This window comes from Pseudomonas sp. MF06569 (assembly GCF_059862735.1).
On sequence record NZ_JCBCUZ010000002.1, the window covers coordinates 114,001 to 136,779 of the forward strand.

21 protein-coding genes are annotated in these 22,779 nt (G+C 58.7%); 16 read left to right on the plus strand and 5 right to left on the minus strand.

Features of this window, described 5'->3' with window-relative positions; translation table 11 throughout:
• The first annotated feature begins 4 nt into the window (after positions 1–4).
• From AC19YQ_RS02885 to AC19YQ_RS02895, 3 genes are read left to right on the plus strand one after another with little or no spacing between them, the layout of a single operon-like run.
• Entirely contained in the window at positions 5–1,027 is a 1,023-nt protein-coding gene (locus AC19YQ_RS02885) for an ABC transporter substrate-binding protein (protein WP_500594540.1), read from the plus strand.
• Positions 1,028–1,048: 21 nt separating this feature from the next.
• Positions 1,049–1,900: an ABC transporter permease gene (locus AC19YQ_RS02890; protein WP_500594541.1), complete on the plus strand. Its 852-nt coding sequence runs from the start codon at positions 1,049–1,051 to the stop codon at positions 1,898–1,900.
• On the plus strand, positions 1,897–2,727 hold the full coding sequence (locus AC19YQ_RS02895) for a quaternary amine ABC transporter ATP-binding protein (protein ID WP_500594542.1): 831 nt from the start codon (positions 1,897–1,899) through the stop codon (positions 2,725–2,727). The genes AC19YQ_RS02890 and AC19YQ_RS02895 overlap by 4 nt, the downstream gene beginning before the upstream one ends.
• Before the next feature lie 14 nt (positions 2,728–2,741).
• On the opposite strand, the gene AC19YQ_RS02900 is transcribed toward AC19YQ_RS02895, so the two are convergent.
• On the minus strand, positions 2,742–3,368 hold the full coding sequence (locus AC19YQ_RS02900) for an alanyl-tRNA editing protein (RefSeq protein ID WP_339473852.1): 627 nt from the start codon (positions 3,366–3,368) through the stop codon (positions 2,742–2,744).
• Positions 3,369–3,455: 87 nt separating this feature from the next.
• On the opposite strand from AC19YQ_RS02900, the gene AC19YQ_RS02905 reads away from it, so the two are divergent.
• Positions 3,456–4,412: a LysR family transcriptional regulator gene (locus tag AC19YQ_RS02905; RefSeq protein WP_500594543.1), complete on the plus strand. Its 957-nt coding sequence runs from the start codon at positions 3,456–3,458 to the stop codon at positions 4,410–4,412.
• A gap of 52 nt (positions 4,413–4,464) precedes the next feature.
• Here AC19YQ_RS02905 and AC19YQ_RS02910 read toward each other — a convergent pair whose 3' ends face one another.
• Positions 4,465–4,881, minus strand: coding sequence for a PA2817 family protein (locus AC19YQ_RS02910; protein ID WP_339473855.1), 417 nt, complete (start codon positions 4,879–4,881; stop codon positions 4,465–4,467).
• Positions 4,882–4,944: 63 nt separating this feature from the next.
• Positions 4,945–7,392 (minus strand): acyl-CoA dehydrogenase, encoded by a 2,448-nt coding sequence (locus tag AC19YQ_RS02915; RefSeq protein WP_500594544.1) that lies wholly within the window; start codon positions 7,390–7,392, stop codon positions 4,945–4,947.
• Positions 7,393–7,543: 151 nt separating this feature from the next.
• On the opposite strand from AC19YQ_RS02915, the gene AC19YQ_RS02920 reads away from it, so the two are divergent.
• The 3 genes from AC19YQ_RS02920 to AC19YQ_RS02930 all read left to right on the plus strand — a co-directional run bounded on the left by AC19YQ_RS02920 (position 7,544) and on the right by AC19YQ_RS02930 (position 10,012).
• On the plus strand, positions 7,544–8,170 hold the full coding sequence (locus AC19YQ_RS02920) for a glutathione S-transferase family protein (RefSeq protein WP_133075691.1): 627 nt from the start codon (positions 7,544–7,546) through the stop codon (positions 8,168–8,170).
• Between the two features lie 133 nt (positions 8,171–8,303).
• The gene (locus tag AC19YQ_RS02925) at positions 8,304–9,236 is read left to right on the plus strand and encodes an ABC transporter ATP-binding protein (RefSeq protein ID WP_500594545.1); all 933 of its coding nucleotides are present in this window, start codon (positions 8,304–8,306) and stop codon (positions 9,234–9,236) included.
• Positions 9,233–10,012 (plus strand): ABC transporter permease, encoded by a 780-nt coding sequence (locus AC19YQ_RS02930; protein WP_339473864.1) that lies wholly within the window; start codon positions 9,233–9,235, stop codon positions 10,010–10,012. The genes AC19YQ_RS02925 and AC19YQ_RS02930 overlap by 4 nt, the downstream gene beginning before the upstream one ends.
• Before the next feature lie 89 nt (positions 10,013–10,101).
• On the opposite strand, the gene AC19YQ_RS02935 is transcribed toward AC19YQ_RS02930, so the two are convergent.
• Positions 10,102–10,617: a DUF2062 domain-containing protein gene (locus AC19YQ_RS02935; RefSeq protein ID WP_339473866.1), complete on the minus strand. Its 516-nt coding sequence runs from the start codon at positions 10,615–10,617 to the stop codon at positions 10,102–10,104.
• A 133-nt stretch (positions 10,618–10,750) separates the two neighbouring features.
• Between AC19YQ_RS02935 and AC19YQ_RS02940 the strand changes: the two genes are divergently transcribed.
• From AC19YQ_RS02940 to murB, 7 genes are all read left to right on the plus strand, one after another.
• On the plus strand, positions 10,751–12,967 hold the full coding sequence (locus AC19YQ_RS02940; RefSeq protein WP_500594546.1) for a DNA internalization-related competence protein ComEC/Rec2: 2,217 nt from the start codon (positions 10,751–10,753) through the stop codon (positions 12,965–12,967).
• An 83-nt stretch (positions 12,968–13,050) separates the two neighbouring features.
• Positions 13,051–13,686: a flagellar polar localization protein PocA gene (gene pocA, locus AC19YQ_RS02945; protein ID WP_133075975.1), complete on the plus strand. Its 636-nt coding sequence runs from the start codon at positions 13,051–13,053 to the stop codon at positions 13,684–13,686.
• Positions 13,683–14,111 carry a flagellar polar localization protein PocB gene (pocB, locus tag AC19YQ_RS02950; RefSeq protein ID WP_326398312.1) on the plus strand — a complete coding sequence of 143 codons (429 nt, stop codon included), beginning with the start codon at positions 13,683–13,685 and terminating at the stop codon, positions 14,109–14,111. The genes pocA and pocB overlap by 4 nt, the downstream gene beginning before the upstream one ends.
• A complete protein-coding gene (lpxK, locus tag AC19YQ_RS02955) occupies positions 14,111–15,121 on the plus strand; it encodes a tetraacyldisaccharide 4'-kinase (protein ID WP_500594547.1) in 1,011 nt (336 codons plus the stop codon). Before pocB ends, lpxK begins: the two co-directional genes overlap by 1 nt.
• A gap of 25 nt (positions 15,122–15,146) precedes the next feature.
• Positions 15,147–15,332 carry a Trm112 family protein gene (locus AC19YQ_RS02960; protein WP_019827923.1) on the plus strand — a complete coding sequence of 62 codons (186 nt, stop codon included), beginning with the start codon at positions 15,147–15,149 and terminating at the stop codon, positions 15,330–15,332.
• Positions 15,329–16,093 (plus strand): 3-deoxy-manno-octulosonate cytidylyltransferase, encoded by a 765-nt coding sequence (gene kdsB, locus AC19YQ_RS02965; RefSeq protein ID WP_339473872.1) that lies wholly within the window; start codon positions 15,329–15,331, stop codon positions 16,091–16,093. The genes AC19YQ_RS02960 and kdsB overlap by 4 nt, the downstream gene beginning before the upstream one ends.
• The gene (gene murB, locus AC19YQ_RS02970) at positions 16,090–17,109 is read left to right on the plus strand and encodes a UDP-N-acetylmuramate dehydrogenase (RefSeq protein ID WP_500594548.1); all 1,020 of its coding nucleotides are present in this window, start codon (positions 16,090–16,092) and stop codon (positions 17,107–17,109) included. Before kdsB ends, murB begins: the two co-directional genes overlap by 4 nt.
• A gap of 79 nt (positions 17,110–17,188) precedes the next feature.
• Here the strand turns inward: murB and rne are convergent, their stop codons facing one another.
• Complete coding sequence (rne, locus tag AC19YQ_RS02975) at positions 17,189–20,428, minus strand: ribonuclease E (protein WP_500594549.1); 3,240 nt, start codon at positions 20,426–20,428, stop codon at positions 17,189–17,191.
• A 721-nt stretch (positions 20,429–21,149) separates the two neighbouring features.
• Between rne and rluC the strand changes: the two genes are divergently transcribed.
• Positions 21,150–22,109 carry a 23S rRNA pseudouridine(955/2504/2580) synthase RluC gene (gene rluC / locus AC19YQ_RS02980; protein WP_019827927.1) on the plus strand — a complete coding sequence of 320 codons (960 nt, stop codon included), beginning with the start codon at positions 21,150–21,152 and terminating at the stop codon, positions 22,107–22,109.
• A complete protein-coding gene (locus AC19YQ_RS02985; protein WP_339473877.1) occupies positions 22,096–22,761 on the plus strand; it encodes an HAD-IA family hydrolase in 666 nt (221 codons plus the stop codon). Before rluC ends, AC19YQ_RS02985 begins: the two co-directional genes overlap by 14 nt.
• The last annotated feature ends 18 nt before the right edge of the window (positions 22,762–22,779 follow it).

Here is a 22,779-nt window from a genome sequence, read left to right on the forward strand (position 1 = left end):
GCATATGTACAACCTTAAAAAATGGCTCGTTGGATCACTGCTGGCATTTGGACTTGTTACCCAGCCAGTCTTGGCAAACAACTCGGGCGATCCCGTTCACTTTGGTGATATCACTTGGGAAAGCGGCAGCTTGATCACCGAAGTACTGCGTCTGATCACCGAAAAAGGCTACGGCGTAGCAACCGACACCTTGCCTGGCAGCACCGTAAGCCTGGAGGCTGCGCTGGCCAAGAATGATATTCAAGTGATCGGCGAAGAGTGGGCAGGGCGAAGCCCCGTGTGGATCAAGGCGGAGGCCGAAGGCAAGGTTTTCGGTCTGGGCGATATCGTCAAAAACGCCAGTGAAGGCTGGTGGGTGCCCGAGTATGTGATCAAGGGTGATCCGGAAAAAGGCATCAAGGCATTGGCCCCGGACCTGAAGTCGGTCAGCGATCTGGCCCGCTATAAAGAGGTGTTCCGTGATCAGGAAGATCCGACTCGTGGCCGCTTCCTTAATAGCCCCAGCGGTTGGACCTCCGAGACCGTCAACAGCCAAAAGCTCAAGGCCTATGGCCTGGACAAGGACTTCGTTAACTTTCGCACCGGCTCGGGCGCTGCGCTGGATGCCGAGATCAGCTCCTCGATCCGTCGTGGCAAACCGGTGCTGTTCTATTACTGGTCACCGACTCCGCTGATCGGGCGCTACAAGCTGATCAAACTTGAAGAGCCGCCTTTTGATGCCGAAGCCTGGAAGACCCTGGCTGACGCCAATAACCCTGCTCCAAAGGGTACGCGCTCATTACCGGCAAAACTGGCCATTGGCGTATCGGCACCTTTCAAAGCCAAATACCCGCAGTTGGTCGAGTTCTATGAAAAGGTCGATTTTCCTATCGATTTACTCAACACCACCTTGGCCCAAATGAGCGAAAAACGCACCGAGCCGCGCAAGGCTGCTGAGGATTTCTTACGTGAGCAGCCGCAAATCTGGCATGCCTGGGTGACCTCGCAAGCGGCTGAAAAAGTCGATGCAGCGCTCAAATCCAAATAACTCACGGAGTACGGGCATTGCATGTTTCCTGACAATCTGACGTTTTCCATCGCAGGGTGGGTCAATGACGGGGTTGATGCACTGGTCAGCAACTACGGTGATGTGTTCCGGCATATCTCCGAGACACTGCTGTGGGCCATCATCCACCTTGAGAACCTGCTGCGCATCACGCCGTGGTGGCTGATGCTGGTCATCGTTGGGGCAATTGCCTGGCATGCCACACGCAAGATCCTCAGCACTCTGTTGATCGTCGGACTGCTGTTTCTGGTAGGCGCAGTTGGGTTGTGGGACAAGCTGATGCAAACCCTGGCACTGATGATGGTGGCCACGGTTATTTCGGTATTGCTGGGCATTCCCCTCGGGATTTTGGCCGCGCGCAGCAATCGCCTGCGCTCGGTGTTGATACCGCTGCTGGATGTCATGCAGACCATGCCCACTTTCGTGTACCTGATTCCTGTCCTGATGTTGTTTGGCCTGGGCAAGGTTCCGGCGATTTTTGCCACAGTCATTTATGCCGTACCGCCGCTGATCCGCTTGACCGATCTGGGCTTGCGTCAGGTTGATCGCGAGGTGATGGAGGCGATCAACGCATTCGGTGCCAACCCCAGGCAGCAACTGTTTGGCGTGCAATTGCCACTGGCCATGCCCAGCATCATGGCCGGTATTAACCAGACCACCATGATGGCATTGTCGATGGTAGTGATCGCCTCGATGATTGGTGCCCGGGGCTTGGGTGAGGATGTGCTGGTGGGTATTCAAACGCTCAATGTCGGCAAAGGCCTGGAAGCCGGACTGGCCATTGTCATTCTGGCAGTGGTGATCGACCGTATCACTCAAGCCTATGGCCGGCCTCGGCGCGGAGGCCCGGAATGAGTGAGGTAGTGATCAACAAGATCGAAGTACGTCATGTATTTAAGGTGTTTGGCGGCCGTGATAAAGAAGTGATGGCCCTGATTCGTGAGGGTCGGACCAAGGACGAAGTCCTGGCAGCAACCGGTTGCGTTATCGGTATCAACGATCTGTCGTTGTCGATCCGAGCCGGTGAAGTGTTCGTCATCATGGGGTTGTCCGGCTCGGGCAAGTCCACTCTGGTGCGCCATCTGAACCGCTTGATCGACCCTACCAGCGGGCAGATTCTGGTGGATGGCGAAAACATCCTTGAATACGGCATGTCTGCCTTGCGCCAGTTTCGTCGGCAAAAAATCAGTATGGTGTTTCAAAATTTCGGCCTGTTACCCCATCGCAACGTGATCGAGAACGTGGCTTATGGTTTGAAGGTGCGGGGCGAGAGCAAGGTGCAATGCGAGGGGCGAGCCCGGCACTGGATCTCGATGGTCGGGCTGGAAGGCTATGAGCAAGCCTTTGTTCATCAACTGTCGGGGGGGATGCGCCAGCGTGTCGGGCTGGCCCGGGCGTTGGCGACGGATACCGACATCATTCTGATGGACGAAGCTTTCAGTGCCCTCGATCCGCTGATCCGTGCCGAGATGCAGGACCAGTTGCTGGAACTGCAACGCACGCTGCAAAAAACCATCGTGTTCATCACCCATGACCTGGACGAGGCGTTACGTATCGGTAATCGCATCGCCGTGCTCAAGGACGGGCGCTTGATTCAGGTCGGCACCCCCCGGGAAATCCTGCAGTCCCCTGCGGATGACTACGTGGACCGCTTCGTCCAGCGCCGTCGCACCCGCATTTAGGCTGCTTGAATCGATCAGTTCAGATCGTAACGCACGGACAGCACGCCTTTCTTGAGGGTGACAGAAAGCACGTTGACCGCCACTAACTCGCCCAGAGAGCGAACATGGGTGCCGCCGCACGGATAGCTTGGCAAGTTTCCAAAGCCGACGGCGCGTTGACTGGCGTCCAGATGAAGCTGGCGGGGTAAATCGGCATTGATCCAGTGCTCCAGTTGTTGCTGGATCGCTGGGGCTTCCAGTGGTTGGGCATCATCGCCGGGTGTGAAGCTGACCCGGCATTCGCCCGGCCAGTGATGTGCCTTGGTCGGCAGCCAGCCGGCCTGTTCACCGATCACTCCAATCAAGTGCCCGGCGCTATGCAGCCGTGCGTTGAGATGGCGGCGCGACGGGTCCACTTGCGCACGGGCAGGGCCAGGAGCAATGGCCCGGGTGACGTAATGCACGATGTTGTCTTGTTCTTGCAGCACCTTGACCACTTCACTGTCACCGATCAGGCCCAGGTCGCACGGCTGACCGCCGCCTTGCGGGTGAAAAGGGGTCGCTTGCACGGTAACGGCAAATCCGTCCTCGTGGGCGATGCAACTGATCACGTTAATGTCTGCAGTCAGTGCGTCATCGGTAAAAAAGAGGCGTTGGGTCATTGCGGTGTCCTGGTCGGTGTCTTTTTTTAGTATAGAGTTGCGCCTTGATCGTGATAATCCGCCTGAATTTCAATGGACCTGTGCGCTGTGAGCATAAATCTGCCGTTATCGTTGTTGGCCGAAATGGTGATGTTTGTGAAGGTGGTCGAGGCCGGTAGCTTCTCGGAAGTGGCGCGCCAGCTTGGCACCTCACCTTCTGCGGTCAGTCGCAGCGTATCGCGCCTGGAAAAAGCCCTGGCGATCCGCTTGCTGCAACGCACCACACGCAAATTACGTTTGAGCGATGATGGCGAAGAAGTATTCAAGCGGTGTTGTGAGGTGGCGGGTGCTGCCCAATCGGTGATGGACCTGAGCGGGCGCTTTACCCGCAGCGCCGAGGGCTTGATTCGGGTCAGTGTCCCCAAGGCCGTTGGGCGTTATGTGATTCATCCGCACATGCCCGAGTTTTTACGGCGCTACCCACAGGTCGATGTTCAGTTGATTCTGGAAGACCGCTATGTCGACCTGATTGATGACAACGTTGACCTGAGTATTCGTATCACTGACCAGCCACCACCCGGCCTGGTGGGGCGTCAACTGTTCCCGATCGAGCATGTGTTGTGTGCCACGCCTGCTTATTTGGCGGAGCACGGCACGCCGGCGCAGCCCGAGGATTTGCGTGGGCATAGCTGTATTTATCTGGGAGAGACACCTGCCGATGCGCGGTGGAAATTCAAACAGGGTGCCAGGTCGGTTACCGTTGGAGTGCGTGGGCGCTATGCGGCCAATCACACCGGGGTACGGCTGGATGCGGTGTTGCAGGATATCGGGATTGGTAGCCTGCCGTATTTCACGGCGCGTCAGGCTCTGGACCAAGGGCTGGTTGTTCGCGTATTGCCGGAATGGAGTTTTATTGCTTCGTACCATGGCGGTGCGTGGCTGTTGCATGCCCCGTCGCGTTATTTGCCGCCAAAGATTCGTGTATTCATCGATTTTTTGGTCGAGCGACTGGCCCGGGAGCCGACCCTGGACATGTGGCGGGCACAGGATTCTGGTCACTCATAAAAAAGCCCGCCAGGTAAACCGGGCGGGCCTTAAGTATTATTGTGCGTAGGAATCAGTGCTGTGTGCTGTCGTCGGACACAGGCATCGCCATCAGTTGTTTTTCCTGATTCCAGTCGAACGGTTCGTCGTTCATTTCTGCTTCATGACGACGCTCTTCCAGCGCCTCATACATGTCCAGCTCTTCATCCGACAGGAAGTTGAAGCACGCACCGCCGAAGTACCAGAGCAGGTCACGCGGGACCAGGTGAGCGATCTGCGGGTAGCGCTCGATGACCTGGCACATGAGGTCCTGGCCCAGATACTGGCTATTGATCGGGTCAACCGGCAGCGATTTGCGCATGTCGTCAAAGCGTTCCAGAAACAGGGCGTGGCTTTCCTCGGGGATCTGCTCAGCGTCACCGACAGCAACCAGGATGCTGCGCAGAATGTCGAGCAAGACAAGGTTGTGGTTCAGATCATTGGTGGCCATTGCGGGTGTCCTCTAGAGCAAAACGGGCGCGGGAGTATAAAGCCCCCGGCGCCCGCTGTCCCGTTATCGAATCTTTCCTTCGCTGTGGGTGAGTTCCTCTTTGGAGAAGTCATCCACATCAATCACCTTGCGTCGGGCAGCTTCAGCGGTGTGTAGCGCGTGTGCCTCGGCCGGTTGCAGTACACCGGCTTGCAGTGCGGCATCGATTGCCGATTCTCCCGCCCCCGGTTTTACCTGACCGCTTTTCAAGCCTTCATGGAGTTTTTTGTGCAGCGCACGTGCTTCGTTCAGCAGGTCGCTGGCATGTTGCAGGGCGCCCACGGCGTCGTCTGGCGATTGCGGGCGATAGCAGCCCGCAAGCACTGCCTCGAGCGTTGGATCACCCTTGGCGCGACCCAAGACTGCGGCAACTTCGGCATCCAGCGCGTCCGACGGCCCGGTGTGGCGGCGGCCGAACGGGAACACGACGCCGCGCAGCAAAAAGCCCAACGCGCGGTTCGGGAAGTTCTTCAGCAGTTCGTCCAGGGCGCGTTCGGCGTGGCCGAGGCTTTCTTCCATGGCCCATTTGAACAACGGATTGAGGTGCTCCGGCGAATCCAGATCGTGGTAACGCTTGAGCGCGGCGCTGGCCAGGTACATATGGCTCAGCACATCACCCAAGCGCGCCGACAGGCGCTCGCGGCGTTTCAGTTCGCCGCCCAGCAGCATCATGCTCAGGTCGGCCAGCAGGGCGAAGGCTGCCGCCTGGCGGTTCAATGCCCGGAAGTAGCCCTGGCTCAGGGCATTGCCCGGCACATGCTCAAACCGCCCAAGGCCCAGGTTCAATACAAAGGTGCTGGCTTTGTTGCTGATGGCAAAACCGATGTGCTTGAGCAACAGGTCGTCAAACTCCAGCAGCGCCTGATCCTTGTCTTCACGGCTGGCCAGGGCCATTTCCTTGAGTACAAAGGGGTGGCAGCGAATGGCGCCCTGACCGAAGATCATCAGGTTGCGCGACAGGATGTTCGCGCCTTCCACGGTGATGAAAATCGGCGCCCCCTGCCAGTTGCGCCCCAGGTAGTTGTTGGGCCCCATGATGATGCCCTTGCCGCCATGAACGTCCATGGCGTGGCTGATGCATTCACGGCCGCGCTCGGTCAGGTGGTACTTGAGTATCGCTGACAGTACCGAAGGTTTTTCCCCCAGGTCCACCGCGTTGGCGGTGAGCATGCGCGCGCTGTCCATCAACCAGGCGTTGCCACCAATGCGCGCCAGTGCTTCTTGAATGCCTTCGAAGGCGGCCAGTGGCACATTGAATTGTTCGCGCACCTGGGCGTACTGCCCGGTCACCAGGCTGGTGAACTTGGCTGCGCCGGTGCCGACGGCCGGTAACGATATCGAGCGCCCGACCGACAGGCAGTTCATCAGCATCATCCAGCCCTTGCCGAGCATTTCCTGACCGCCAATCAGGTAATTCAGGGGGATAAATACGTCTTTGCCCGAGTTCGGGCCGTTCATGAACGCTGCGCCCAAAGGCAGGTGGCGGCGGCCAATCTCAACCCCGGGGGTGTCGGTGGGGATCAGCGCCAGGCTGATGCCAAGGTCTTCCTTGTCGCCCAGCAGGTGTTCCGGGTCGTGGGCCTTGAAGGCCAGACCAAGCAGGGTGGCGACGGGCCCCAGGGTGATGTAGCGCTTCTCCCAGTTCAGGCGCAGGCCGATCACTTCTTCGCCTTGCCACTGACCTTTGCAAATGATCCCGGTGTCGGGCATTGCCCCGGCATCGGAACCAGCCAGCGGACCCGTCAGGGCAAAGCAGGGGATGTCATCGCCACGGGCCAGGCGTGGGAGGTAGTGGTCACGTTGCTCGTCGGTGCCGTAATGCAGCAGCAGCTCGGCGGGGCCGAGGGAGTTGGGCACCATCACGGTGGAGGCGAGGTCGCCGCTGCGAGTGGCCAGCTTCATTGCGACCTGGGAGTGGGCGTACGCCGAGAAGCCCTTGCCACCGTAGGCTTTGGGGATGATCAGGGCGAAGAAACCGTGTTCCTTGATGTGCGCCCAGGCCTGCGGCGGCAAATCCATGGCTTGGCCGATCTCCCAATCGCTGACCATTGCGCACAGTTCTTCGGTGGGGCCGTCAATAAAGGCTTGTTCTTCTTCCGTGAGCTGAACTTTGGGATAGGCCAGAAGCTGATTCCAGTCGGGGCGGCCGCTGAACAATTGGCCATCCCACCATACTGTGCCGGCGTCGATGGCATCACGCTCGGTTTGTGACATGGGGGGCAAGGTCTTCTGGAACCACTTGAACAGCGGAGCGGTAAACAGTTTGCGCCGAAGGTCTGGCAACAGCAGCAGAGCGGCAGGCGCTGCCAGCAACAGCCAAAGGATTGCCAGCAACCAGCCTGGCACATGGCCGATGACCCCCATGGCCAACAGGTAAACAGCGACAACAGCCAGGGTCGTCAGGGGGGCGATGCGGCGATGGGCCATATAGGCGATGCCAACAATCAGAACCAGTATCCACAACAACAGCATATTTAATCCTCCATGAAGCCAGGGGCGATAACTCTTGTGAGCTTAGTCGCAACTTCCGATCAAGGTTGTAAGGATAGTGACCTTGCGCTGGAGGCAGAGTTCGACATCCCGGCGTAGACTCCTTCGGCGTCTATCAACCAGGAGCCAGATCATGCTGAAAGTGTGGGGTCGCAAGAATTCGTCAAACGTGCGCAAGGCGTTGTGGTGTGTCGAAGAGTTGGCGTTGCCGTATAGCCGCGTAGAGGCGGGCGGTGCATTTGGAGTGGTCGACAGTCCTGAGTATCGATCGCTGAATCCTAATGGCCGGGTACCCATGATCGAAGAGGACGACGGCTTTGTGCTGTGGGAATCGAACGCCATCGTGCGTTACCTCACTGCCAGATATGGGTCAGACACGTCCTGGTATCCAACCGATGCCCGTGTGCGGGCTCAGGCTGACAAGTGGATGGACTGGACCAGTACCTCGTTTGCGGTCGAATTCCGTGCGGTGTTCTGGGGCGTTCTACGCACGCCTGCCGAGGAGCAGGACTGGGTGAAGATCAACGCGGCAATTAAAGCCTGCGATCAATTGCTGGCTGTTGCGGATCAGGCGCTGGCTGAAAAACCCTACCTGTCGGGTGATGAAATCGGCATGGGTGACATCCCGCTGGGTTCCTTTATCTATGCCTGGTTTGAAATGCCCATTGAACGTGCGCACCTGCCGCACTTGAGTGCCTGGTATGAGCGCTTGAAGCAGCGTCCGGCCTATCGAAATGCAGTGATGACTGCGTTGACTTAATAGCCACTATTAATACGGGCGACTGTACTTGTGCGGCGAGGCCAAGCACCATAAGGCCTTGTCGGACTTGCCCTACAGGTAGTTCGCCCTTACTTATACCTCCCTATTTCCCCATCTTGGTGCGTAATCCGATATGAGTTCCGCTCTGTCCATACGGCAGCTAACCAAAACCTACGGCAACGGTTTCCAGGCCCTGAGTGGTATCGATCTGGATGTTGCTGAAGGTGACTTTTTTGCCTTGCTGGGCCCTAACGGCGCCGGCAAATCCACGACCATCGGCATTCTCTCGACCCTGGTAAACAAAACCAGCGGTACGGTGAATATCTTTGGCCATGACCTTGATCGCAATCCGGCAGCCCTTAAGCGCTCGATTGGCGTGGTGCCGCAGGAGTTCAATTTCAACCAGTTTGAAAAGACCTTCGATATCGTCGTGACCCAGGCTGGTTACTACGGCATCCCGGCCAAAATCGCCAAGGAGCGCGCTGAAAAGTACCTGACGCAGTTGGGGCTTTGGGATAAGCGCGACACACCTTCGCGCTCGTTGTCCGGTGGCATGAAGCGCCGCCTGATGATCGCCCGGGCCTTGGTACATGAACCGCGCCTGTTGATTCTCGATGAGCCTACTGCTGGCGTGGATATTGAGTTGCGTCGCTCGATGTGGAGTTTTCTCACCGAGCTGAACGAGCAGGGCACGACCATCATCCTCACCACTCACTATCTGGAGGAGGCTGAGCAGTTGTGTCGCAACATCGGGATCATCGATCACGGCACCATTGTTGAAAACACCAGCATGCGCCAGTTGCTTGGGCAACTGCATGTCGAGACCTTTTTACTCGACCTGAAGCACCCATTGCAGGCGGCCCCGCAGTTGATCGGCTATCCGAGTCAATTGCTCGACGCCAGTACGCTGGAAGTACAGGTCGACAAAGCCGTGGGCATTACCGGTCTGTTCACTCAATTGGCTGCGCAAAACATCGAAGTGGTGAGCCTGCGCAACAAAACCAATCGCCTTGAGGAGTTGTTCGTGTCGCTGGTCGAGAAAAATCTGGCAAAGGTGGCGATATGAGCTCGGAGCTGCGCCCCAATCTGATCGCGTTGAATACCATCGTTTACCGCGAAGTTCGCCGCTTCATGCGGATCTGGCCGCAGACACTGCTACCGCCTGCGATCACCATGGTTCTGTACTTCGTGATCTTCGGTAATCTGATCGGCCGACAAATCGGTGATATGGGTGGTTTCACCTATATGGAGTACATCGTTCCGGGCCTGATCATGATGTCAGTGATCACCAACTCCTACGGTAACGTGGTCTCAAGCTTCTTTGGTGCCAAATTCCAACGCTCGATTGAAGAGCTGATGGTGTCACCGGTATCGCCCCACACCATTTTGATCGGCTTTACCGTGGGCGGGATTTTGCGCGGGTTGATCGTGGGCTTGATCGTGACCTTGCTGTCGCTGTTCTTCACCCACCTGCAAGTCCACCACTTGGGCCTGACCATCGTGGTCGTGGTGCTGACGGCGACAATCTTCTCGTTGCTGGGGTTTATCAATGCCGTATTTGCACGCAACTTCGACGATATTTCAATTATCCCGACTTTCGTGCTGACGCCGCTGACGTACCTGGGCGGTGTGTTTTATTCGATCACACTGCTGCCGCCGTTCTGGCAGAGCGTATCGCTGGCCAACCCTGTGCTGCACATGGTCAACGCATTCCGCTACGGCATTCTTGGGGTTTCGGACATCAAGATCAGCGTGGCCCTGACCTTTATGGTCGTGGCAACCATCGTGCTGTACTTCGGCTGTGCGAAGTTGCTGGTTAGTGGTCGAGGCATGCGTCAGTAACATCCTGCCGCTGACGAGGTACGAGGCTGCGAAATGGCCGAAGGACCTTCAGTGCCAGATCATAAGAAAGGCCCCTTTTGGGGCCTTTTTTATGGGTGCTTGTTTTTGCGTCCCTTCCATTTACGGCTGACCCACCAGCGCCAATAGAGCATGGTCAGGCAGTAGGCCAGCGCCCCCAGCACCACTCCGCACACCACAGAACCCAATAGAAAGGGCTGCCATACGGTCGACAATTGGCCGCTGATCCATTCCCAGGTCAGCTCATCCGGCAGGGTGCGTGCCGGTATGTTCATCAGCCAGGCACCTGTCTTGTAGGTGATGTAAAACACCGGCGGCATCGTGATCGGATTGGTCAGCCATACCAGGCCCACTGATATCGGCATATTGGCGCGCGCGTTTACCGCCAGAAAAGCTGCAAGCAGCATTTGAAACGGCATGGGGATAAAAGCTGCAAAAATCCCTACGGCCATTGCTCGGGCCACGGAGTGACGATTGAGGTGCCAGAGGTTGGGGTCATGCAGTAAAGTCCCTAAAAATCGTAAGGACTTGTGTTCCCTGATCAGGGCCGGATCTGGCATGAAACGTTTGATTAAACGCCGTGGCATGGGCCTCTCCCTAGGTCAAGAGGGCAGTATGCCCAAATTCGACAGGATGCCTATTCAGACTTTGTGACAATTTCTTAAGCGCGGGTCCCCGATAACAACTAATCCGAGTCAAAGGGATAAGTTGAGTATAGGCATGTACACAGGGATGTTTGCGTTGGCGACGGGCCTTATTGCACTGCGGTTTTTACCCGTGTTGCCGTCGCCGGGGTGGTTGCTGCTGATGTTCATGGCGGGGCTGTTGCTGTTGGCTATTCGTGCCTGGCCGGTGGGGCTTTTTGTGCTTGGGCTGACGTGGGCTTGCGTCCAGGGACAAAGGGCGCTGGATGATCGCTTGCCGGCCGCGTTCGACGGCAGGACGCTTTGGGTCGAAGGGCATGTCGTCGGATTACCGCAGCAGACTGACAACGCCGTACGTTTTGAATTGCAGGATGCACGCTCGCGCCACGGCGCATTACCCACGACCATCAGGTTGAGCTGGTATGGCGGGCCGTCGGTCAAGAGTGGGGAACGCTGGCGGCTAGCGGTCAAGCTCAAGCGCCCCAAGGGCTTGCTCAACCCTCAGTCGTTTGATTACCAGGCCTGGCTGCTGGCGCAACGCATCGGCGCGACGGGCGTGGTCAAGGAGGGTCAGTTACTGGCTGCAGCGGGTCATGCCTGGCGCGATGGCTTGCGTCAGCGTCTGTTGCGTATCGATGGCAATGGCCGGGAACCGTGGCTGGCGGCGCTGGTCATGGGTGACGGCTCTGGTTTGAGCCGTGATGACTGGACGCTGCTGCAGGCAACCGGAACTGTGCATCTGCTGGTGATTTCGGGGCAGCACATAGGGTTGTTTGCCGGATTGATCTACGGGTTGGTCGCCTTGCTGGCGCGCTATGGCCTGTGGCCGCGCTGCTTGCCGTGGTTGCCCTGGGCTTGCGGTCTGGCGTTTGCGGGCGCCACGGGATATGGCCTGCTCGCCGGTTTTGAAGTGCCGGTGCAACGCGCGTGCGTGATGCTGGGGCTGGTGCTGATCTGGCGCTTGCGGTTTCGTCATCTGGTGGTGTGGTTGCCATTCCTGCTGGCGCTCAATGCGGTGCTGATTGTGGAGCCACTGGCGAGTTTGATGCCGGGGTTCTGGTTGTCGTTCAGCGCCGTGGCGGTGCTGATTTTCACCTTCGGCGGTCGTCTTGGGGCCTGGGGGTGGAGGGCCGCGTGGCTGCGCCCCCACGGGCTGATCGCCCTGGGTTTGTTCCCGGTGATGTGGATTCTCGGACTGCCCATCAGCCTGACGGGGCCGCTGGCCAATCTGGTTGCCGTGCCCTGGATCAGCCTTTTGGTGTTGCCGACGGCATTGCTGGGAACGCTGCTGCTGCCCGTGCCCTGGCTTGGGGAAAGCCTGTTGTGGCTGTCGGGTGGCTTGCTCGATCTGTTGATCAAGGGGCTGGCCCTGCTGGCCGATGTTTTCCCGCCCTGGCTGCCCCCGGTCGTGCCGATTTACATATGGCTGTTGAGCGCGCTTGGGGCGCTGATCCTGCTGCTGCCAGCCGGGATGGTGCTCAGACCGCTGGGGTGGCCGCTGGTACTGCTGGCTGTCTTTGTGCCCCGCGAACAGATCCCCCACGGCGAGGTTGAGGTGCTGCAGTTGGATGTCGGGCAGGGGCTGGCGATTGTCTTGCGCACCCGTAACCACACGCTTTTGTATGACGCAGGCCCCAAGGTCCGGGATTTTGATCAGGGTGAACGGGTGGTGGTGCCTGTGTTGCGTTCATTGGGAGTTAGCGAGCTGGATGTCATGTTGCTGAGCCACGCCGACTCGGATCATGCGGGCGGTGCGCTGGCGGTTCAGCGGGCAGTCCGCGTTGCACGGGTGTTTGGTGGCGATGTGGCGGGGTTGCCAGAACCGTTGCGGGCGCAGCCGTGTGCGAGCGGGGAGGGTTGGGAGTGGGACGGCGTGAAATTCTCACTCTGGCAGTGGCCGGGGGCGAGCAATAGCAATCAGAAGTCCTGCGTACTGCAGGTGCAAGCACGGGACGAACGGCTACTGTTGACGGGGGATATTGATACCCATGCCGAGCGGGCATTGCTGCAAAGTCCGCTGGCCGTTCCTGTCCGCTGGTTGCAATCGCCCCATCACGGCAGCAAGACGTCGTCGTCGATGGCTTTTCTCAAGGCGCTGGCGCCTGAAAACGTGCTGATTTCCCGTGGACACGGTAATAATTTTGGTCACCCGCACCCGCAGGTCATGTCGCGTTATCAAGCCTTGGGGGTGCAGGTGTGGGATAGCGCCGAGCAAGGGGCTGTGTGGTTTCGTTTGGGGGCGTCGGCACAGGTTGAGAGCATGGGTGGCCAGCGTCGGTTCTGGCGCGATTGATAGTGCTTGCGCAGGCGTTGGCCCCACAAGGTTCAGGGCAATCCTGTGGTAGAGTGGCGCACTTTTTCGAGGGGATTGTCACTGTGTGGGAACTGGTCAAATCAGGTGGCTGGATGATGCTGCCGATCATTCTGAGCTCTGTTGCCGCGCTGGGCATTATTGTCGAGCGTCTGTGGACCCTGCGTGCCAGTCGCGTAACCCCGGAACATTTGCTCGGGCAGGTCTGGGTCTGGATCAAAGACAAGCAGATGGACAAGGAAAAACTCAAGTTGCTGCGCGCCGACTCGCCGCTGGGTGAGATCCTGGCCGCGGGCCTGGCCAACTCCAGGCATGGTCGCGAGATCATGAAAGAGTGCATCGAAGAGGCCGCTGCCCGTGTGATTCACGAGCTTGAGCGGTATCTCAATGCGCTGGGTACGATTGCGGCAATGGCCCCGTTGCTGGGCCTGCTGGGTACCGTACTGGGCATGATCGATATTTTCAGCGCCTTCATGGGGACGGGCATGACGACCAATGCTGCCGTGCTTGCAGGCGGTATTTCCAAAGCACTGATCACTACCGCCGCGGGTCTGATGGTGGGTATTCCGGCAGTCTTCTTCCATCGCTTCCTGCAACGTCGTGTCGACGAGCTGGTGGTCGGGATGGAGCAGGAAGCGATCAAGCTGGTTGAGGTGATACAAGGCGACCGTGAAGTCGATATGGTCGGGAGCAAAGCGTGAAATTTCGCCGCAAGCCTCGGGAAACGGTTGATATCAACCTCGCGTCATTGATTGACGTGGTGTTTATCCTGCTGCTGTTTTTTGTCGTGACCACGACCTTTACCCGCGAAACCCAGTTGCGCGTTGATCTGCCAGAGGCTGTCAGCGGTTCGCCCAGCGAGGATCAAGGCGCCAGGCAACTGGACATCGCCATCAGCGCGGACGGAGTGTTTTCGGTGAACAACCAGTTGTTGCCGAAGAATGATCTGGCGAGCCTGATGGAGGCTCTGCAGAAAGAGTCTGGCGGCGATACCCGCTTGCCGCTGTCGATCAGCGCCGATGGCAAAACCCAACACCAGGCGGTCATCACCGCAATGGATGCGGCCGGGAAACTCGGCTTCAGCCATTTGCGCATGACGACTGTCGAGGCGCAGGCGGCGCCCTGATGGCCATGTCCGATCGCTTGTTGCGCGCCTGGTATGCCGGGCATCCGCTGCTGACCCTGTTGCGCCCGCTGGAGTGCCTTTACCGTCGAGTGGTTGAGCGCAAGCGGGCGCGTTTTGTGGCAGGGGAAGGCGAGATTTATCGTGCGCCGGTACCGTTGATTGTCGTGGGCAACATCACCGTGGGCGGTACCGGCAAAACGCCTTTGATCCTGTGGCTGATTGCGCATTGCCAGCAGCATGGCCTGCGGGTTGGCGTGGTCAGTCGTGGCTATGGCGCTTCCCCCCCTCAATTTCCGTGGCGCGTGACCGCTGAGCAAAGTGCCGCGCAGGCGGGGGATGAGCCCTTGCTGATTGTGCAGCGCACCGGCGTACCCTTGATGATCGATCCGGATCGCAGTCGTGCGGTCAGGGCCTTGCTGGCCAGCGAGCAGCTGGACCTGATTCTGTCCGATGACGGCATGCAGCATTACCGCCTGGCCCGGGATCTTGAGCTGGTCCTGATCGACAATGCCAGAGGCCTGGGTAACGGTCGCTGCCTGCCGGCCGGGCCGCTGCGTGAGCCGGCTGAGCGCCTGCACAGTGTCGACGCGGTGCTGTATAACGGCGCTGCCAGCGACCCCAAGGGCGGTTTTGCCTTTCAGTTGCAGCCCACTGCGTTGGTCAATTTGATCAGCGGTGAGCGTCAGGCGCTGGACTATTTTCCTGCTGAACAAGCGCTGCATGCGGTCGCCGGGATCGGCAATCCGCAGCGTTTCTTCACGACCCTTGAAACGCTACACTGGCGGCCAATTGCCCATGCTTTTGCCGATCACGCGCCCTACAGCGCCGAGGTGCTGAATTTTACGCCGCCCTTACCCGTGGTCATGACTGAAAAGGATGCGGTGAAGTGCCGTGACTTTGCGTCACCCGACTGGTGGTATCTGGCCGTTGACGCAGTACCCTCAGAGGCCTTTGTCCTGTGGTTTGATCAACAGTTGCTGGGTCTTTTGCCCGATCGTCTTTTGACTTGATCCATCTTTATCCAGGGGAACCCTAATGGACACCAAATTGCTCGATATCCTTGCTTGCCCTGTTTGCAAAGGCCCGCTCAAGCTCAGCGCCGACAAGACTGAGCTGATCAGCAAGGGCGCAGGTCTGGCCTACCCGATCCGCGATGGCATTCCAGTGATGCTGGAAACCGAAGCCCGTACCCTTTCTGCTGATGAGCGTCTGGATAAATGATTCCGGTTTTTACAGTCGTTATTCCGTCGCGCTTTGCCTCAACCCGTTTGCCAGGCAAGCCGCTGCAAATGATTGCCGGCAAGCCAATGGTCCAGCACGTCTGGGAGCAGGCCTGTAAAAGCAGCGCGCAGCGTGTGGTGGTTGCCACTGACGATGCGCGTATTGTCGACGCCTGCAAGGCGTTCGGCGCCGAGGTGCTGTTGACCCGTGCCGATCACGAGTCAGGCACCGACCGTCTGGCCGAAGTTGCCACGCAACTGGGTTTGGCCAGTGACGCCATCGTGGTCAATGTTCAGGGCGACGAACCCATGATCCCGCCACAGGTGATCGATCAGGTTGCCGTCAACCTGGCCGCCCACAGTGAGGCGAGCATGGCGACCCTGGCCGAGGCGATCGATGATGTCGAGACGCTGTTCAATCCCAATGTGGTCAAGGTCGTCAGTGACATCAACGGGCTGGCGCTGACATTCAGCCGGGCCACGTTGCCGTGGGCGCGGGATGACTTCGCCAGTGCCCCTGACACCTTGCCGGCGGGCATACCTTATCGCCGCCATATTGGCATCTACGCCTATCGTGCAGGCTTCCTGCATGACTTCGTGAGCTGGGGCCCTTGCTGGCTCGAGAATACCGAGCGCCTTGAGCAGCTTCGGGCGCTGTGGCATGGCGTGCGCATTCACGTGGCGGATGTGCTGGAAGCTCCGCCAGCCGGCGTTGATACCGTTGAAGACCTTGAACGCGTTCGGCGTTTGCTGGAGTCATGAGTTTGGACGTGCAGGTCAATACGTCGCTTAAACCGTTCAACAGCTTTGGCGTTGATGTTAAGGCCAGCCTGTTTGCGCAAGCCCACAACGATGCCGATGTGCGTGAGGCGTTACTGTGCGCGGTTGAGCACCAGTTGCCGTTGCTGGTCATTGGTGGCGGCAGTAATTTGCTGCTGACCGGTGATGTTTCAGCGCTGGTTTTGCGCATGGCCAGTCGCGGCATCCGTTTGCTGGCGGACGACGGCGACCGGGTTGTTGTCGAGGCCGAGGCGGGGGAGGTATGGCATGCCTTTGTGCTGTGGACTCTGGAACAGGGTTTGTCGGGGCTTGAAAACCTCAGCCTGATCCCCGGTACCGTTGGGGCTGCCCCGATGCAGAATATTGGCGCCTATGGCGTTGAGATCAAGGACGTATTCGCCGGGCTTACGGCCCTTGATCGACAGACTGGCGAGTTGCGTGAATTCAGCCTTGCAGAGTGCAACTTCGCCTACCGCGACAGTCTCTTCAAGCAGCAGGCCGGGCGTTGGTTGATTCTGCGGGTGCGGTTTGCCCTGAGTCGTGCCACACGTCTGCATCTGGAATACGGCCCTGTACGTCAACGTCTTACCGAGCAGGGCATTGACCAGCCGACGGCTAGCGACGTCAGTCGGGCGATCAGCAGTATTCGCAGTGAAAAGCTGCCAGACCCGGCGGTGCTGGGCAATGCCGGCAGTTTTTTCAAAAACCCGTTGGTATCGGCTGATCAGGCTGATGAGTTGCGCCTGGCTCACCCGGGGTTAATTGGCTATCCACAAGCAGATGGCCAGGTAAAGCTGGCGGCAGGCTGGTTGATTGAAGCGGCGGGCTGGAAAGGCTTCCGGGAAGCCGACGCAGGCGTGCACCGTTTGCAGTCGCTGGTGCTGGTCAATCATGGTTCGGCCACCGGCCTGGAGTTGCTGGCACTGGCGCAGCGCATTCAGGCCGATATCCTGCAGCGCTTTGCCGTAGAGCTGGAGATGGAACCCAACGTTTACTGACGTATCAACCGGTTATCAAGCTCCATAAAAAAAGCCCCGCCAGTTCAGAACTGGCGGGGCTTTTTAGTGGCCTTGGGAATTAGGCGAGAGGTTTAGACTCGTGTTCCTGTTCCTGGGCTACGGCTTCGCTTGCAGGTGCATGAGCTGCTGCAGCTGCGGCTGCAGCAGCCTCTTCACGCTTGCGACGACGGACTTCGCGCGGGTCGTTAGGAGCACGACCGTTGCTTGGAGCGCTGACAACCGGGGCAGCAATCACGACTTCAACCACTTCAGACGCCACAACAACTTCAGCTTCAACTGGAGCCGGTTGTGCGGTGACTACGGTCTCGACTACAGCTTCAACCGCTACCACTTCAGGGGTGGCCGGTTCTGCTGCAGGCGCTGCTTGAACAACGGCAGGCTCGGCAACTGGCTCGCGAACAACGCGGACTTCCTTGGCAGGCTCCGGTGCTTTTTCGAAAGCAGGTGCTTCGACTGCTGGCGTCTCAACGACCGGGGTTTGCGCCACGACTTCGACTACAGGCTCTGGAGCCGCTACAACTGGCTCGGCAACAACCTGGACTTCAGGGTGTGCTTCTTTAGTCGGTGCAACTTCAACTTCCGGTGCCTTGATCGCTTCGATCGGCGTTACGGCTTCCACAACCGGTGCTTCTGCAACTGGCGTTTCAACAACCGTTGCTTCTACAGCGGCGGTGGCTTCAACCACTGGAGCTGGAGCGGCAGGTGCTTCTACAACAGCCACTTCCTGCGCAGCTTCAACGGCAACCACGGTTTCAGCCGGGGCCGATTCCTGGGTTGCTTCAGTCGCACGCTCTGCCTGTTGGTGAGCCTGGGCTTCAGCGGGGGCGCTGATGACCGAGCTGGCAACGGCTTCTGTCACGGCCAGACCGGCAGCGATTTCAAGGGTGGTAGCAGGAGCGTTTTGGGCGTTGCCTTCTTCGCTGTTTTCTTCCGAGCCTTCAATCACGTTGCCGTTTGCATCACGCTGACGTTCGCGACGGTTGCTGCGACGACGCTGACCACGGGAGCGGCGACGTGGACGATCGCCTTCGGCGTTGTCCTGTGTCTCGTCCTGGGATTGCTCTTCGCTGGACAGCACTTCTTCGTCTTCAGCAGCAGCCACAACTTGCTCTTCACGTGGAGCGCGTTCTTCGCGAGGGGCGCGAGGCTGGCGTTCTTCACGAGGCGGGCGGGCCGGGCGTTCTTCGGCTACGACTGCAGCTGCGGCGCCGGCAACGACAGCAGGCGCTGCGTCCAGAGGCTCACGCAGTTCGCGTACGCGCTCTTCACGGCCTTCGCCACGAGGTTTGCGGTCTTCACGCGGTGCGCGTGGAGCGCGCTCTTCACGAGGTGGGCGCGGTGCGCGCTCTTCGCGAGGTGCTTGAGCAACAACCGGAGTTTCTTCGCGGGATGTACGTTCTTCACGTGGTTCGCGAGCAGCACGTTCTTCACGTGGTGCGCGCTCTTCGCGTGGCTTGCGTTCTTCGTCACGACGACCGTTGCGGTTACGGCTTTGCTGGCGGCCGTTGCGACGCTCTTCGTTGCGTGCAGGGCGCTCAGGGGTGGCTGGCTTCTCTACCACGGTCGGAGCAACAGGCTCTTCCTTGGAGGCGAACAGGCTCACCAACGACTTGACCAGGCCTTTGAACAGGCTTGGCTCGGAGATGGTTGCCGCGGGTGCCGGTGCGGCCGGGGCAGCGACGACTTCGGCAGGAACCGGAGCCGAGGTGCGTGGCGGTGCAGTTTTAACCGCGGCTTCCTGGCGAACCAGAGTGCGGGTAGCAGCAGCAGGCTGGACTTCTTCCACTTCAGCGGCAGCGGCAGCAATTTCATAGCTGGACTGGTTGGTGTGGGCTTCCGGGCTGTCATCACGCAGGCGCTGAACTTCGAAGTGCGGCGTTTCGAGGTGGTCGTTCGGCAGGATGACGATGCGGGCACGGGTACGCAGTTCGATCTTGGTGATCGAGTTGCGTTTTTCGTTGAGCAGGAATGCAGCAACCGGGATTGGCACCTGGGCGCGTACTTCGGCAGTACGGTCTTTCAGGGCTTCTTCTTCGATCAGGCGCAGGATGGCCAGCGACAGCGACTCAACGTCACGGATGATGCCGGTGCCGTTGCAGCGTGGGCAGACGATGCCGCTGCTTTCGCCCAGGGATGGACGCAGGCGCTGACGGGACATTTCCAGCAAGCCGAAGCGCGAGATACGGCCGACTTGTACGCGGGCACGGTCTGCTTCCAGGCATTCGCGGACTTTTTCTTCCACGGCGCGCTGGTTTTTGGCAGGGGTCATGTCGATGAAGTCGATGACGATCAGGCCGCCGATGTCGCGCAAGCGCAACTGACGGGCGATTTCTTCAGCCGCTTCAAGGTTGGTTTGCAGTGCGGTTTCTTCGATATCGCTGCCTTTGGTGGCGCGGGCCGAGTTGATGTCGATGGACACCAGGGCTTCGGTCGGGTCGATAACGATGGAGCCGCCGGAAGGCAGTTCAACGACACGCTGGAAGGCGGTCTCGATCTGGCTTTCGATCTGGAAACGATTGAACAGCGGAACGCTGTCTTCGTAGAGTTTGATTTTGCTGGCGTACTGCGGCATCACCTGGCGAATGAAAGTCAGGGCTTCGTCCTGGGCTTCAACGCTGTCGATCAGTACTTCGCCGATGTCCTGGCGCAGGTAATCACGGATGGCGCGGATGATCACGTTGCTTTCCTGGTAGATCAGGAATGGCGCGGAGCGATCCAGCGAGGCTTCTTTAATGGCGGTCCACAGTTGCAGCAGGTAGTCGAGGTCCCACTGCATCTCTTCACTGCTGCGGCCCAGGCCGGCAGTGCGTACGATCAGACCCATGTCGGCAGGGGCAATCAGGCCGTTCAGCGCTTCACGCAGTTCGTTGCGCTCTTCGCCTTCAATGCGACGGGAGATACCACCGGCACGCGGGTTGTTCGGCATCAGAACCAGGTAACGGCCGGCGAGGCTGATGAAGGTGGTCAGGGCTGCGCCCTTGTTGCCACGTTCTTCTTTCTCGACCTGCACGATAACTTCCTGGCCTTCGCTCAGGACGTCCTTGATGTTTACGCGGCCTTCGGGAGCCTTCTTGAAGTACTCGCGGGAGATTTCCTTGAGGGGCAGGAAGCCGTGGCGCTCGGAGCCGAAATCGACAAAGGCAGCCTCAAGGCTTGGTTCGATGCGAGTAATACGGCCTTTGTAGATGTTGGCTTTCTTCTGCTCGCGTGCACCCGACTCGATGTCCAGGTCGTAGAGGCGTTGGCCATCTACCAGTGCAACGCGCAACTCTTCAGGTTGAGTTGCGTTAATCAGCATTCTTTTCATGTTGTACCGTCGGTTTCCGGGCTACCGGAAACGGCGTTCGGCACACACGACTTCTCATGGTCGGTGTCAGGTGCGTCAGGAGTTGTTGGCCACTCCTGTGTACAGCGAGGTTCGAACCTTGGGGTCGAAGTCGCGACTTACGCTTCCTGCTTGCTGTGGTGCTAAAGCACCTCTTAAGCAAAAGTCTGGTCAGGAGGAGGAATCAACCGGCGGCTGTGGACGAGATGAAGCGTCTTGATAAAGCCTATTGCTACACAGTCCGGCGGTTGTGCGTCTCCACCCTACACGTATCCCTGATAATTCGGGTGCTGCCGCGCGCAGAATCCGCAGCGGGTTGGCATTTACCGTGTTCTCCAAAAGGGGAGTTCACGCATCATGGCTAATAAAGGCAATGTTTCTGAAGCTTTCGCCCGAAATTCCCGAAGCTGACTGCACTTTGTGAACTGGCCGTGAATATCGGCGTAGAAGGGGAGTTTGCACTCTGCTTTCCAGGCTCGCTTCAGGCCTCATGTCACCTGCGCTTGTTACAACTCCAGGTCTTGCGTGTGTAGCGAAAGCCCCGTGGGACGGCCTCGCGTCCTTGTTAAGAGCGTTGGTCAGGGCCGGTGATACACCGTTAATCCTCTGTCCAGGCCGCTTTTGGCGGCGTTCGCGACTATAGCAGCAATGATTAAGTGCTTCAATTCCATAAAAAATTGTTATCATCGGCGCCATGACGACGACTACCCCCCCGACCCCCAGCGTCCAGCTGCTTGAGGTCTCGCCGGAATATGCCGGCCAACGCATCGACAATTTCCTGCTTGCTCGACTCAAGGGTGTTCCCAAGACCTTGATTTACCGCATTTTGCGTAAAGGCGAAGTGCGCGTGAACAAGGGCCGGATCAAACCCGAGTACAAGCTGCAGGCGGGCGACATCGTGCGCGTGCCGCCGGTTCGCGTGCCTGAGCGCGACGAGCCTGTGCCTGTGGCCCAAGGTTTGTTGTTGCGCCTTGAGGCGGCGATTGTCTATGAAGACAAGGCGCTGATTGTCTTGAACAAGCCGGCAGGCATCGCCGTGCATGGCGGCAGCGGTTTGACATTTGGCGTGATCGAAGCCTTTCGTCAGATGCGTCCTGACGTCAAGGAATTGGAATTGGTGCACCGCCTGGACCGTGACACGTCCGGCCTGTTGATGATTGCCAAAAAACGCAGCATGTTGCGCCATCTTCACGAGGCGCTTCGCGGCGACGGTATCGACAAGCGTTACATGGCGCTGGTGCGCGGCAACTGGGCGGCTTCGATCAAGCAGGTGCGTGCGCCGCTGATGAAGAGCAACTTGCGTTCGGGTGAGCGCATGGTTGAAGTCAACGAAGAAGGCAAAGAGTCCGTCACCGTGTTCAAGGTGCTGCGCCGCTTCGGTGATTTTGCAACCATGGTTGAGGCTCGTCCGATTACTGGCCGTACTCACCAGATTCGTGTGCATACCCTGCATGCGGGCCACTGCATTGCCGGTGATACCAAGTACGGCGATGAAGGCTTCTCCAAGGAGATCCGTGATCTGGGCGGCAAGCGGTTGTTTCTGCATGCCTACATGCTGACTGTGCCGATGCCAGATGGCGGTGAGATGAAATTCCAGGCCCCGGTAGATGAAATGTGGGCCAAGACCGTGGAGCGACTGAGTGTCCCCTACTGACTACAAGCTGCTGATTTTTGACTGGGACGGCACGTTGGCCGACTCCATTGGTCGGATTGTCACTGCAATGCAGGTTGCAGCGCAGCGGGCGGGTCGCCCTGAGCGTGATGCGCCAGCAGTCAAGGGGATTATCGGGTTGGGCCTGCCCGAGGCGATTCTGACGCTCTATCCCGACATGACGCCAGAGCAGGTGATTGCCTTTCGTCAGCACTACGCCGATGTCTACATCGCCATGGATGCCGAGCCTTCGCCGTTGTTCGCCGGGGTCAGGGAGTCGCTTGAGGTGTTCCGTGAGCAGGGCTATCGCCTGGCGGTTGCTACGGGCAAGGCGCGTCGCGGGCTGGATCGTGTGCTCAAGGCTCATGGGTGGGAAGATTTTTTCGATATCACCCGTGCAGCAGATGAGACTGCCAGCAAGCCCGATCCCTTGATGCTCAATCAGATTCTGGCTCATTGCGATGTGCGCCCGGATCAGGCGTTGATGGTGGGTGATGCTTCCTTTGATTTGTTGATGGCGCGCAACGCGGGTATCGACTCTGTTGCGGTAGGCTATGGTGCTCAGTCAATGGAACGCTTGCTGGCGTTTGAGCCTCGGTTGGCGATTGACAGTTTTCCCGAGTTGCGCGCCTGGCTGGATCGTCAGGTTAATTAAAGTCTTTGCTGGGGTAGT